Source organism: Amycolatopsis echigonensis (genome assembly GCF_014174495.1).
In the GTDB taxonomy this organism is placed as follows: domain Bacteria; phylum Actinomycetota; class Actinomycetes; order Mycobacteriales; family Pseudonocardiaceae; genus Amycolatopsis; species Amycolatopsis echigonensis.
Map to the genome: position 1 here is coordinate 1 of NZ_JACJHR010000060.1, position 12,773 is coordinate 12,773.

Consider the following 12,773-nt stretch of genomic DNA (forward strand, 5'->3'; position numbering starts at 1 on the left):
ACTTGATGAGCCGAGGATTGCGCGGGTACGGCGTGTGCGCGACTTGCCGGGCCACCGGTCGGCCGGAGACGACGTGCTGGACTTCGAACCGGACGATCCGGCCGGTGCAGCCGTCATCGCCGGAGCGGCCCGCTTCTCCCCATTCGATCGCGGCGGTGCCGGAGACCTGCAGGATCCGGCCGGTCGCGAAGTCGAAGAAGAGCAGCGCGGCTTCCGGGTTCGCGGCGAGGTTGCCGAGGCTGTTGAAGAGGTTGTTTCCGGGATAATCGGGCCACCACAGGGCATTTCCCTCGACGCGGACGAACCCGGCCGCGCCGCCCCGATGGGACGCGTCCGCGCCGTGGCCGGGGTTGATCGTGCCGAGGAAGAACGTATCGGCTTCTCGGATCAGCTCGGTGTCGCCAGGACTCAGTCCCGTGCGCTCTTGCACCGGAGCTGGTTTGACCTCTTCGGACAGCACACGTTGCTGGATGTATTGGGGGCAGTTGCCGTACGCCTGCTCGATGTCGACGACCAGCCGATCTTTCTCGGCGCTCGACAGGCTGCCATTGATGCGAACCCGGCGCCGGGCGGCGAACTCGACGCTCGTCATTCCGAGCTGCTGCCCGGCGGGGAGCGCGTGCAACGGATCGCCCTCCGGCAGCGTCCGGTGGATCGCGAGCGTCGTCGCCGACCTGGTTTCCAGGAACCCTGGCGGGCCGACGACCGGCGAGGTCCACAGCCGTCCGGCCGCGTCGCGTCCGGTCACGACCAGGAACGTCCGTTCGGCCAGGAATCCCGCCATTCCCGGTGAAATCCCAGCCGGTTCGGCCATCCGGGACAGACGCGCGGCCTGGCGTTCGACCCCGGCCTCGCGCTGGACGGCCAGCTCTCCGGAATGGAAGGCCTGCTGGATCGTCGGGCTCACTGCGCCCACCTCACTTTCTCACGGGTCGCACCATGAGTTTCCGTGAGAAGTTCTAGCAGTCGCTTCTCACGGATGCAACCCAATCCATCCGTGATACCGTCTCGGCCATGGGGATGCTGCCGGACGAGGTCGTGCCGGTCCGCCTGATGGCGACCGTCTGGGCCGACACCAGCGGGCTCCACGACGACCTCCGCACCCGCGAAGACCTCGACGCATGGCTCGACGACGTCGGCATCGACCGCGGATCGCGGCAGTCGTCCGCGGCCGAACTCGAGCTGGCGCGGCGGCTTCGCGACGCCGTCCGCCGCCTTGCCGCCCAAGTCACCGCCGACGACCGGCAGCCTCCGGCCGTGGACCTCGACACGGCCCTCGGCGACCTGAACGACCTGGTGACCCACCTGCCAATCCCCCAACTGACCTTTGTGGCCGGGAAACTGCAGGAGAGTTCGTCGAGCAGCACTTCGCCGGTAGTCACCGGATTAGCCCGCGTGGCCCGGGAATCGATCGCGCTGCTGGGCGGACCGGACGCCGCGAAACTGCGTGCCTGTTACGCGCCGGGTTGCGTGCTCTACTTCATGAAGACGCATCCGCGTCGCGAATGGTGCTCCGTCACCTGCGGCAACCGAGCGCGCGCCGCACGGCATTACGAGAAGATCCGATCGACGCGCTGACGGCTCAGCCCAGCAGCACCACCGCCGTTTCCGCGGCGCGCGCGAAAACGTCCTCCGCGACCCGCATTCCCGCCATCACGACCGCGCCTTCGTGCAGCAGCATGATCTGCTCGGCCGCCTTGCGCGGTTCCGAAACGCCCGCCGATTCGGCCAATTCGACGAAGACGCCGAGCATCCACCGTTTGCTTTCGGTCACCACCGCGTACGCCGGATGCGCGGGGTCGCTGATCTCGGCGTGCGCGTTGATCATGCTGCAGCCCTTGCCGCCGTATTTCTTCGCCCACGCCTCGGACGCGGCGAACGCTGCCGCCAGCCGGTCCCGCGGCTCCGGCCCGGCCTTCTCCAGCCACTCGCCGAGGAACTCCCGCCAGCGCGCGTCGCGAGCGGACAAATACTCCACGACCAGCCGATCCTTCGAGCCGAACCGGTCGTAGAGCGTCTTCTTGGTCACCCCTGCCCTGGCCGCGATGACGTCGACGCCGACGGCGTGGATACCGCGCTCGTAGAACAACTCCGACGCGGCTGTCAGCACCGCTTGCGCCTTCGGGGTCCAGTCGATCGTCATGGCCCCAGTGTATACCGATCTGTATAGTCCGGTTCATGGGTAAACAGATCGGTATAGTCGGGGCGGCGATCCTGTTCGTGGTGTGCTGGTCGTCCGGGTTCATCGGAGCGAAGCTCGGCGCGGCGGACGCGGCCGTGCCGACCGTGCTGATGTGGCGGTTCCTCCCGCTGGCCCTGCTGCTGGCACCGTTTCTGCGGCCTCGCGGCACGCCGCTCCGCGAGTACGGCCGACACGTCCTGATCGGCTTGCTTTCCCAGTCGGGCTATCTGCTCACCGTCTACTGGGCCATCGGCGAAGGCGTCAGCACAGGCACGACCGCGCTCATCGACGGTGTGCAGCCGCTCGTCGCCGCGGCGCTCGCCGGTCCGCTCCTCGGCGTCGCCGCGACCGGACGGCAATGGGCCGGACTCGTGCTGGGACTCGTCGGCGTGGTCCTGGTCAGCTGGTCGGACGCCGCTTCGCACGCCCCGGCCTGGGCATATCTGATCCCGTTCGCCGGAATGCTCGGGCTGGTCGCCTCCACGGTCCTCGAACGCCGGTCTCGCGTCCCCGCTCCCCCGTTGCGTGCGCTCGCCATCCATTGCGGCACCTCGGCGGTCATCTTCACCGGGCTCGCGCTGGCGACCGGGAGCGCGGTTCCGCCCGCGTCCGGACATTTCTGGTTCGCCATGACCTGGCTGATCGTGCTGGCGACCTTCGGCGGGTACGGGTTGTACTGGCTGCTCGTCGGGCGGATCGGCATGACGGCGGTGAACAGCCTGATGTTTCTGATCGCACCGGTCACGTCGGTGTGGGGCACGGTGTTGTTCGGCGAGCCGTTCACCGTGCTGACCGGCGTGGGGCTCGGCTTGGCGCTGGTCGCCGCCGTCGTCGCGAACGGCCGGGTCAGCCGCCGTAGCGTTGCCGGACCACCTCCGGAGTCTCCAGGTTCTTCCCCGCGTCCATGTTATGCGCGAGCCGGAGGTACTGGCCTTCCGCCCACATCAACGGCGCCGCGCTCCCGGTCGGACGGCCCAGCCCGAAGCACGCGGCGTCGGCGCGATCCCACACCTGCTCGGGAATGAAGTAGCCGTCGTTCGCCGCGTCCGCCATCGACTTCAGGTACACCGCCGCCGAACGCCCGCTGGCCAGTTCGTACTCGCCCCGTTCGCCGGACAGGACCGGCCACAGCCGCCCGAAGCGTTGCGGCCCGTTCGCCGGCCAGCCGGTGCAGGCGGTCGTGCTCTCGCCGTAGTTGTCGTGCGGGTACCGGTGGAAGTAGATGTCGCCGTTCGGGGTCGTGACCTGCATCGGCGCGTTGCCGTCGCGAGCCGCCGCGGTCGGGGCCACCGACTCGGCGACCTCGGGGTCGGCCGGTCCGCGGACGCCGAGCCGGACGAGGTCGAGGAACCCGAAGTCGGTGATGTCGTGCTCGTAGAAGCAGCCTTCGTCGAAACAGATCTGCCCGGTGTCGTTCGGGTCGGTTCCCTTGTCGATCCGTTCGTAATACGTGTGGTTGCCCCAGTAGCCGGTGTTCGTCCGCGTCCAGCTGTCGAGCTGCGCCCGCCACGAGTCCGCGGTGGACTCCCACTGCTGCGCCGCCGCCGGGTCGCCGTTCGCCCGCGCGATCGCCCCGGCCGTGACGAGCCCGGCCACCTCCGCCGCGATCGACGACGGCGACCGGCCGTACTGCTCCTCCCACCGTTCCGTTGTCGCGGGACCGCTCGTGCGGATGTGCTCCGCCGTCACCTTGACCCGCGCGTACGTCGCCGCATCGGTCAGACCGGTCATCCAGGCGAGGATGATCGCGTCGGAGTCCTGGTCGAGCTGCTCGCAGCAGCCGAGCTGCTGCGGCGTCGCCCCGGGGACCCCGCTCACCGGGCTGTACCGCGGAAATGCGCCGGCCGGGTACGTCGTCCCATCGCCTTGCGTGGGCGCGGAAATCCACTGCGAGGACCACAGGAACTGCGCCATCCGCTTCGCCTGCGCCGCGTCGCCCGCCGCGAGCAGCCCGGTCGCCTGCTGGTACAGGTCCCGGCCCCACACGCGGTGGTACCCGTCGTTGAGCACGTCGCCGTTCACGACGTCGCCCCACGGCGTGGCCAGACCCGCGACACTCGCGCCGCGATGTGTCTTGTCCTCCGCCGCGTGCAACGCCATCAGCGCGACGTAATACGCGCGCCGCTGCCGCTCGTCGCCCGCCACACTGCCCGGTGCCGCTTTCAGGCTGCCGACATACTCCTCCCAGCCGTGCCGATACGACTGCTCGAGACTGCCGAACCCGCTCGCCAGCGACCCGTCCGCCGCGGCCGCCGCGCCCTGAGCGTCGCTCCCGTACCCGAGCGCGACCGAGAACGTCGTGTCCTGCCCGACCGGGATCTGTCCACATTGGACGACATTGCCGTAATCGGTGGAATCGAACTGATTCGTAAGACGTTGATGTGCTCGCAAGTCTACCAGGCAATCACTCGCGGCACCGGAATATCCGTTGTCATGCGCGACAAACCCGGTCGACGCTCGCAACGCCGACGCCACGGTTGTCTTGGCCCCGAACAGCTGCTCCGTCCCGCTGGCCGTCAGCCCAGTCCCGTCCCACGCCGCGGTGTCGTTCGCCGCGCCGCCCGCCATGGACGGATTCGCCAGCAGGTAGACCTGGTACTGGCCGCCGTCCAGCGACTGGAACCGGGTGCGGGTAAGGAGAGTCGGCCGCCCGGAGTCGGTGACGTACGTCGTGGTGATGCGGTAACGGCCGTTCTTGGCAGTGTTCGTGACCGTGTACTCGAGCGCCTTCTCGTCCGGCATCGCCACGACGTGCTGCGTCGCGTCGCGCTCAAGGTCCACAAAGGACTTCCCGTCGGTGACCACGTACTGCATGTCCTGCATGTTCGCCACGTCCGCACGCGGATAAAACACTTCCGACGTGACACCGCCGGCGACGGTGAACCACAGCGGGCTCGCAGTTCCGGCGGCCGTCCCGAGGGCGGATTTGTCCCCTGTTGTCCAGGATGACGGTCCGCCGCAGCAGTCTCCCGGCGTCCATCCCGCCGCTCTGCCTCCCACCGCCGCCGGGCCGGGCTCCGCCCCGACTTCCGCCGGAACAATCCCCTGGCCCACCGCCGAAATCCCCACGACCGCGAGCACCGCCGCCGCCCGTCCCCACTTGCCACCGACCATGCCGCTCATGCTGCCCGCCGCCTCGGCCCGGAACAACAGCCGAACGGCGGGAACCGTCTTGCCCTCTCCGCGCGGCTCCGGCACTCCCACCCGATGGAGTGACCGCGGAGGCCCGGAAACTGTCGTACCCGGATGATCTCCTAGTTCCCGAAGCGGCACCCGTCCCCGGGCCCGCACCGAACGGAGGAGCGCGCCATGGCCGGAGAGACCGTCCGCGCTGTGCTGGGAAACCTGGCCGCAGGCTCGGAGCTCGCCTTCACTCGGGTCTCGTCCCGCGGCATCTCGGAGACCAGTCCTTCGCCATTCCGACTTGCGGAGAGCAGCCCGTCGTTCTCCCGCATCCGGACCTCGCTCAGACCCAGGCAGAGGCTCAAGACGCACGGCTGCGGGGCGCCCTTGTTCGACCGTGTTCATTTCCGAATGCGCCACCACTGTCGCTACACGAAAAACGATTGATTCGAATCGATCCTCAGAGTCGTCGCCACGCACTTGGCGGCACGAGATCAGGGAGCTTGATCATGGCTGGAGAAACTGTCATCACGGTAGTCGGGAATCTGACTTCAGACCCCGAACTCCGCTTCACCCCGTCCGGAGCGGCGGTCGCGAACTTCACCGTCGCGTCGACGCCGCGCACGCTCGACCGGGAGTCCGGCGAGTGGAAGGACGGCGAGGCGCTGTTCCTCAGGTGCAGCGTCTGGCGTCAGGCAGCGGAAAATGTCGCGGAGAGCCTCACGCGAGGGGCGAGGGTCCTGGTCACCGGACGTTTGGTGCAGCGCTCCTTCGAAACCAAGGAGGGCGAGAAACGCACCGTGGTCGAACTGCAAGTGGACGAGATCGGTCCGTCGCTGCGGTATGCCACCGCCAAGGTCACCAAGGCCAGCCGGAGCAGCGGCGAAACAAGCGGACCGAGCGCGGATGGCTGGGGCGCCGCACCCGTTGCGGCCGGAATCGGTGCGGGTGAGGAGCCGCCATTCTGATCGTCTTGAAGGCGTCGCCGACCGGTCGTCGTGATGGTGTCGCCGAGCAGACGCCCTGATGGTGTCGCCGACCAGGACACACCTGATCGGCGACAGGACCGAGCGACATGTCCGCGACCGGGGTTGACCTCCCGCGGCGGGCCTGCCGCCGAAACGGCGTCGCCCAACCGGCCGATGAGCCCGAACCCGTCGCGCTCATCGGCCGCCGGGCAGCGCTGCGTCCGCTCGGGGCCGCCGACTGCGGGGATGGCCGTGCCTTGCCCTGACCATGCCCTTGGCCCAGAGCCTGGCCTTCGCCTTGGTCTTCACCCTCGCCCTCGCCTTAGCCCTGGCCCTGGCCCTGGCCCTTGCCCTTGCCCTTGCCCTGGCCTTCGCCATCGCCTTGGCCTTGGCCTTGGCCTTGGCCTTGGCCTTGGCAATCGCATTGCCCTTCGCCATCGCCCGGCCTTCGCCCTGGTCCTGACCCCTGGCCCTTCGCCCTCGCATTGCCCTTCGCCCTCGCCTTGGCCTTGACCCTGGCCTTGACCCTGGCTTTGGCTTTGGCTTTGGCGAGGAACTTTCCGCTCGGCCAACACGCGCCGAGGCCAACCCCATGGTCCGGGATGGTCGGCTCGGTGCCAGCCCTGGACGGCTGCATACTCAGTCCTGGCCACCTCGGACACCGGGCCAGGTGCGGCAGGAAGTGTTCATCCCGTCGCGCGACGCGGAGGCACAGGGAGTCCGGAACCCGGTCCGGCGTGGTCATCGGGAGCCGAAGCCACACCTCCTCAGTGGTCTGGTCCTTTTGCCAGGTAGGTCCATACCACTGAGCCCACATACGACGATCGGCCCTGCCCGGCCGGGAATCCCGCGGGTAGCTTCTGCGGGCATGCCCGCATCTCGCCGGACCAAGGCCGGAAGCACAGTCCTCGCCGCGATTTCCGTACTGCTGGCTCCGATGTCCGCGCCAGCCGCCCAGGCCGTACCCGCCAGGCACGCCAGCGTCGGCATCGGTGTGCAGGACGAATGCAGCACCCCGTCGATCAACCGGCTGCAGAAATGGCTGGCCAGCGGCGAAGGCACGACCGTCCCGCCCACCGGCAGCCTGCTCGTCCCGGAGGGCGACGGCTACGCGGCGAAGATCGCCTTCCACAACAACGAATGGCACGTCGCCGTGGTCTGGCTGGGCAACCAGTTCGACGCTCAGGCCGACCTCAGCCATTCCGCCGGATTCTGGCTGACCTACCGCGCCGACGACGACTTTTACGTCCAGCTGCGCCCCGCCTCCCACTGGAGCGGCGGCGACAAATGGCTCACCCGCATCCCCGCGACCGGCGGCCAACTGGTGCGCACGTTCATCCCGTTCGACCCCGACTCCTGGACCTGGCTGCCCGAACTGGGCCAGCCGCAGTACTCGTTCGCCTCCGCGCTGGCCGAGGCCCGAGGGCTGGTCTTCGTCGGCAAGACTCCCAACGCCCTCGACTTCCGCGAACTTCTCATCGACGGCTACCAGCCGCCCTGCCTTTGACCCCGGCCGGTCCCGAGCACCCGAGTTCGTCCAGACCTGCCGGGTCCGCCGCCCGTCGCTTACAGCCCTTGGCCGCACAACAGGAATCCCGAGCGCACACACGGCACGGCCGGGCGGCCGGGCGGTCAGGCGGATGCTCGGGCGTGCGGCCGGACGTTCTGGCGTGCAGCCGGGCAGCCGGGCGTTCAGGCGGGTGCTCGGGCGTGTGGCCGGACGTTCAGGCGCGCAGCCGGGCAGCCGGGCGGAGGTTCGGGCGCACGGCCGGTGGCCGGGCGGGGGTTCGGGCGTGCAGCCGAGCGATCCCCTCCGCCAACGACCCGGTGACCTTCAAGCACGCCTTCAACACCAGCCGCCGTAGCCGCCGGGCCCGCGATCGCCGCTAATTCTGCACAGCGGGCCGGATCGTGATGTCCCCGATCTCCACCTCGTCCGGCTGCTCGATCGCGAACGCGATCGCCCGCGCCACCGCCGCCGGGTCGAGTGCGAACTGCTCGAACCGGCGCCGGACCTGCTCCCGCTCCTCCGGATCGTCGATCGAATCCGCCAGCTCAGTCCGGACGAACCCGGGCGAGACCGACGTCGTCCGGAGAACCCCGTCCGTGGACTCTTGCCTCAGCGCCTCCAGGATCGTCCGCACGGCATTCTTCGTCCCCGCATACACCGCCTGCCCGGGCACGATCTTCAATCCGGACGTCGACACCGTCGTCACCAGATGACCCCGCCCCTGCTGACGAAAAACCGGCAGCGCGGCCGCGATCCCGTGCAGCACCCCGCGAACGTTCACGTCGATCATCGCCGACCATCCGTCGACATCCGCCTCCGCAACCGGCCCCAACTTGGCGATCCCGGCATTGCCGACCAGCACGTCGAGCCGGCCGAACTCCTCGACCGCCCGCTGCACGAGCCGGTCCAGGTCCGCGCGCTGGGTCACATCGGTGACGCACGCGATCGCGCGACCGCCGCCGTCGCGGATCTCCTTCACCAGCGCGTCGAGCCGATCCTCGCGGCGCGCGCCCAGGACCACCGCCGCGCCCCGTTCGGCGAGCAGCCGAGCTGTCGCCTCGCCGATTCCGCTGCTCGCCCCGGTGATCGCGACGACTTTCCCTGCCAGAACGGACATTCCCTAACCCCTGACGCCTTACGGACACGTGTCCGGATAGCTTACCGGACACGTGTCCGCACAGTCGGGCGGCATGGGCGACGTCAACATCGGCTGGAGTGCAGTCAAGGAAGCGTGAGCGCCGCCGAAATCCAGCTCCGCACCAGGCCATGCTCGAACGCGAGACGACCAACGGAGAAAGGCCCACCAAGGTGAGCGACCTAGCTGCCGCATTGCTGCTGATCGGCGTATTCCTCGCGCTGGCCATGACTCTGCGCACCGTCCAGCACCGCTGGACCCGCGATCAGCAGCAGTGCTCGCCCCGCCAGGCCTCGAGCCCCTCGCGGACCGCGACCGCCGCGATCGCCAATGCCGCGACCGGATCCGCCCAGTACCAGCCGAACAACGCGTTCGCCAGCAGTCCGGCCAACAGGACGCCAGACAGGTAAGTACAGAGGAGCGTCTGCTTCGAGTCGGCGACCGCGCTCGCCGAGCCAAGTTCCCGCCCGGCCCGGCGTTGCGCGCCGGAAAGCACTGGCATCACGACCAAAGACACCGCGGCAAGCACGATCCCGACCGTCGAGTGCGAAGCCTCATTGCCGAACAGCGACCGCACCGAATCGACCGCGACATAGGCCGCCAGCAAGAAAAACGACACCGCGATCACGCGCAGCGCGGCCCGCTCCCGACGCTTCGGGTCCGCACTGGCGAACTGCCACGCGACCGCCACCGCCGACAGCACCTCGGCCATCGAGTCGAGTCCAAACGCGACAAGCGCCGACGAGGACGCAACCGTCCCGGCCGACACGGCGACGATCGCCTCGGCCACGTTGTACGTGATCGTCCCGGCGACCAGCCACCGCACGCGCCGACGCAAGACCGCTCGCCGCGCGGCCTCCACCCGACGCGACTGACCCGAGGCACAGCAATTGTCCGGCCCGTGCGCCAGAGTCTCGCCGACCGGCGGGTCCGCGCGTCGGTCCGGACAGGGCTCAGTCATCGCATGCGTCCGTCGGCGCGACAGCCAAAACCACCTGCGTCAACTCAGTCAACGCGTGCGCGAGATGCGGATCGGCGATCGAGTACCGGACCTGCCGACCCTCGTACGTGGCGATCACCAGCCCGCACCCGCGCAGGCACGCGAGATGATTGGAGACGTTCGACCTGCTCAGCCCCAGCTCCGCGGCCAGCTGCGCCGGATACACGACCCCGTCCAGCACCGCCACGAGGATCCGGCAGCGCGTCGGGTCGGCCAGCGCCCGGCCGAGCCGGGCGAGCGCCAGTTCGCGAGTCTCAGATGTCAGCACAGCCGCAACAGTACAGCGCTCGCTGAATCAAATACACTGGCGAAGTGGACAACCTCCTCGGCGACTTCCTCCGCGCCCGGCGCGAGCGGGTCTCCCCGGCCGACGTCGGGCTGCCGGACAACGGGCGACGGCGCGTGAGAGGACTGCGCCGCGAGGAACTCGCGCTCCTGGCGGGAATCAGCAGCGACTACTACATCCGATTGGAACAGGGCCGCGACCAGAACCCGTCAGCACAGGTGCTCGACGCGCTGGCCCGGGCACTCGGTCTGGACGAAGCGTCCCGCCGGCACCTACATCAGCTCGCGGCCCCGCCCCGACCCGGCCAAGCCGAGCCGCAGGCACCCGCGAGCATCGTCGAACTCATCTCCACGTGGGCGACGAACCCGGCCTACGTCCAGGACCGGCTCACCAACGTCCTCGCCGCGAATCCCATCGCCGCAGCGGTTTCGCCGAACTACGCGGTCGGCCGGAACCTGCTCCGCGCGATTTTCCTCGACCCGGCCGAGCGGGAACTCCGCCGCGACTGGGACCAGATGGCGGCCGATGGTGTCGCCGGCCTGCGCGCCGCACTCGGCCCCGACATCGCCGACCCCGCGGCGGCCGAACTCATCGCCGGCCTCACCGCCAGCAGCGGCCAGTTCCGGGAGCTCTGGGCCCAGCACGACGTCAAACCGCGCACCGGACACCTCGTCCGCTTCCGCCACCCCGCTGTCGGGAACCTGGATCTGCACAGCGACAAGCTCGACATCCCCGGCCCGGCGCCCCTGCAACTGGTCGTCTTCCACGCGACACCGGGCACCCGCGACGCCGAAGCACTCGCCTCCTTGGCAGACCTGACTCCCGCGCGATAGAAACCGGGCCGGAGCACGCCTGCCCCGGCCCGGTTCCCGTTCAGTCGGCCGCTTCGAACTCGCGCACCGCGTCCAGTGCGGCGCCCATCGCGGCGTTGCCCTCGCGTTCGATCATGATCTCGACCAGCACCGGCCGCCGGGTGCGTTCGGCTTCCTTCCGCGCCCATTCGAGCGACGACCGGATCTCGCCCGGGTCCTCGACGCGCGTGCCCGAGCAGCCGTAGGCCTCCATGATCTTCACGTTGTCCGTGCCGTGGACGTCGTAGTGGATGTCGACCTGGTAGTTCATCTCGTACGGCAGCTCGGACTGGCGGATCAGGCCCAGGTACTCGTTGTTGAGCATGACGAGCACGAACCCGACGTCGTACTGCGCGGCGACCGCCAGCTCCTCCACCAGGAACTGGAACGAGTAGTCGCCGACCACGCCGACGACCTCCGCGTCCGGACGGGCCTTCTTGACGCCGATCGCGGCCGGGATCTCCCAGCCGAGCGGGCCGGCTTGGCCGCACACCTGGTAGTGCCGCGGCAAGTGCGCGCGCTGGAACTGCCCGGACCAGATCTGGTACAGCCCGATCGCCGTGACGAAGTACGTCTCGGGTCCGTAGAACTCGTTGAGTTCCTTGAACACCCGCGGCGCCTTGATCGGCGTGCAGTCGAAGTCCTCCTTGCGCGGCAGCTCCGCCTTGAGGTCTCCGAGCCGCTTGACCCACGCGCGGTCCCGGGCGGGCGCCTCGCGCGCGTCGAGCGCGGCCAGCAGAGCCTCCAGGAACTCCCGCGTGTCGGAAACGACGCCGAGGTCCGGTCCGAACACCTTGCCCAGCTGCGTGGGCTCGATGTCGACGTGGATGAACTTCCGGTCGCCGCGGTAGACCGACAGCTCGCCGGTGTGCCGGTCGCCGAACCGCGCACCCAGCGCCAGGACCAGGTCGGACTCCAGGAACGCGGCATTGGCCCAGCGCTGCGACGTCTGGATGCCCGCCATGCCGGCGAAGAGCTCGTGGTCCTCCGGGAAACTTCCCTTGCCCATCAGCGTGACGCCGACCGGGACGCCGAGCCGCTCCGCCAGCCGCCGCAACGGTTCGTGCGCTTCGCCGAGCACGACGCCGCCACCTGCCAGGAGCAGCGGGCGTTCAGCGGCGAGCAGCATGTCCAGCGCCCGCTCGACCCGCGCCGGTGACGGTTTGACCGTGCTGACCGGCAGCGCCGAATCAATCGACGAATCCCACTCGATCGTCTGCTTCTGCACGTCGATCGGGAGGTCGATGAGGACCGGGCCGGGACGTCCGGACCGCGCGATCCGGAACGCCTCGCGGAAGATCCACGGCAGCTGCGCGGCCTCCTTCACCTGGACCGCCCACTTCGTGACCGGCCGCGCGATCTCGACGATGTCGACCGCCTGGAACGCTTCCTGGTGCAGTTTGGTCGTCGCGGCCTGCCCGGTGATGCACAGGATCGGGACGGAATCCGCGTGCGCGGTGTAGAGGCCGGTGATCATGTTGGTGCCGGCCGGACCGGACGTGCCGATCGCGACGCCGACGTTGCCGGTGGTGCGCGCCCAGCCATCGGCCATGTGCGTCGCGCCCTCTTCGTGGCGGACCACCAGATGGTCGATGCCGCGGCCTTGCATCGCGTCGTACAGCGGCAGGATCGCCGCTCCTGGGCAGCCGAAGGCGACGTCGATTCCTTCGTCGACCAGCACGTCGACGACTGCCTGCATAGCGGGGACCCGGGCCATG

Annotated in this window: 12 protein-coding genes and 1 pseudogene; 6 read left to right on the forward strand and 7 right to left on the reverse strand. The window is 69.2% G+C overall.

Features of this window, described 5'->3' with window-relative positions; translation table 11 throughout:
• On the reverse strand, positions 1–907 hold a 907-nt coding region (locus tag H5411_RS32125; RefSeq protein ID WP_101440152.1), incomplete at its 3' end, for a pyridoxamine 5'-phosphate oxidase family protein.
• Between the two features lie 107 nt (positions 908–1,014).
• Between H5411_RS32125 and H5411_RS32130 the strand changes: the two genes are divergently transcribed.
• Positions 1,015–1,578: a CGNR zinc finger domain-containing protein gene (locus tag H5411_RS32130; RefSeq protein WP_101440153.1), complete on the forward strand. Its 564-nt coding sequence runs from the start codon at positions 1,015–1,017 to the stop codon at positions 1,576–1,578.
• A gap of 4 nt (positions 1,579–1,582) precedes the next feature.
• Here H5411_RS32130 and H5411_RS32135 read toward each other — a convergent pair whose 3' ends face one another.
• A complete protein-coding gene (locus H5411_RS32135; protein WP_101440154.1) occupies positions 1,583–2,143 on the reverse strand; it encodes a TetR/AcrR family transcriptional regulator in 561 nt (186 codons plus the stop codon).
• A 35-nt stretch (positions 2,144–2,178) separates the two neighbouring features.
• Between H5411_RS32135 and H5411_RS49850 the strand changes: the two are divergent.
• Positions 2,179–2,574 (forward strand): annotated as a pseudogene (locus tag H5411_RS49850) (EamA family transporter); the annotation flags it as partial.
• A 454-nt stretch (positions 2,575–3,028) separates the two neighbouring features.
• Here H5411_RS49850 and H5411_RS47140 read toward each other — a convergent pair.
• Entirely contained in the window at positions 3,029–5,305 is a 2,277-nt protein-coding gene (locus tag H5411_RS47140) for a glycoside hydrolase family 15 protein (protein ID WP_101441347.1), read from the reverse strand.
• 509 nt (positions 5,306–5,814) lie between these two features.
• Between H5411_RS47140 and H5411_RS32145 the strand changes: the two genes are divergently transcribed.
• From H5411_RS32145 to H5411_RS32155, 3 genes are all read left to right on the forward strand, one after another.
• Positions 5,815–6,273 carry a single-stranded DNA-binding protein gene (locus H5411_RS32145; RefSeq protein WP_101440155.1) on the forward strand — a complete coding sequence of 153 codons (459 nt, stop codon included), beginning with the start codon at positions 5,815–5,817 and terminating at the stop codon, positions 6,271–6,273.
• Between the two features lie 274 nt (positions 6,274–6,547).
• Positions 6,548–6,736, forward strand: a complete 189-nt coding sequence (locus H5411_RS32150; protein WP_220817782.1) for a hypothetical protein — start codon at positions 6,548–6,550, stop codon at positions 6,734–6,736.
• 405 nt (positions 6,737–7,141) lie between these two features.
• Positions 7,142–7,780, forward strand: coding sequence for a hypothetical protein (locus tag H5411_RS32155; RefSeq protein WP_183125991.1), 639 nt, complete (start codon positions 7,142–7,144; stop codon positions 7,778–7,780).
• A gap of 379 nt (positions 7,781–8,159) precedes the next feature.
• Here H5411_RS32155 and H5411_RS32160 read toward each other — a convergent pair whose 3' ends face one another.
• The 3 genes from H5411_RS32160 to cmtR form a co-directional block, all read right to left on the reverse strand.
• On the reverse strand, positions 8,160–8,900 hold the full coding sequence (locus H5411_RS32160; protein WP_183125992.1) for an SDR family oxidoreductase: 741 nt from the start codon (positions 8,898–8,900) through the stop codon (positions 8,160–8,162).
• Between the two features lie 283 nt (positions 8,901–9,183).
• Entirely contained in the window at positions 9,184–9,879 is a 696-nt protein-coding gene (locus H5411_RS32165) for a cation efflux transmembrane domain-containing protein (RefSeq protein WP_220817783.1), read from the reverse strand.
• A complete protein-coding gene (cmtR, locus tag H5411_RS32170) occupies positions 9,872–10,186 on the reverse strand; it encodes a Cd(II)/Pb(II)-sensing metalloregulatory transcriptional regulator CmtR (RefSeq protein WP_101440161.1) in 315 nt (104 codons plus the stop codon). The genes H5411_RS32165 and cmtR overlap by 8 nt, the downstream gene beginning before the upstream one ends.
• Positions 10,187–10,230: 44 nt before the next feature.
• On the opposite strand from cmtR, the gene H5411_RS32175 reads away from it, so the two are divergent.
• Complete coding sequence (locus H5411_RS32175; RefSeq protein ID WP_183125993.1) at positions 10,231–11,037, forward strand: helix-turn-helix transcriptional regulator; 807 nt, start codon at positions 10,231–10,233, stop codon at positions 11,035–11,037.
• Between the two features lie 40 nt (positions 11,038–11,077).
• Here the strand turns inward: H5411_RS32175 and gcl are convergent, their stop codons facing one another.
• Complete coding sequence (gene gcl, locus H5411_RS32180) at positions 11,078–12,772, reverse strand: glyoxylate carboligase (RefSeq protein ID WP_183125994.1); 1,695 nt, start codon at positions 12,770–12,772, stop codon at positions 11,078–11,080.
• Between the last annotated feature and the right edge of the window lies 1 nt (position 12,773).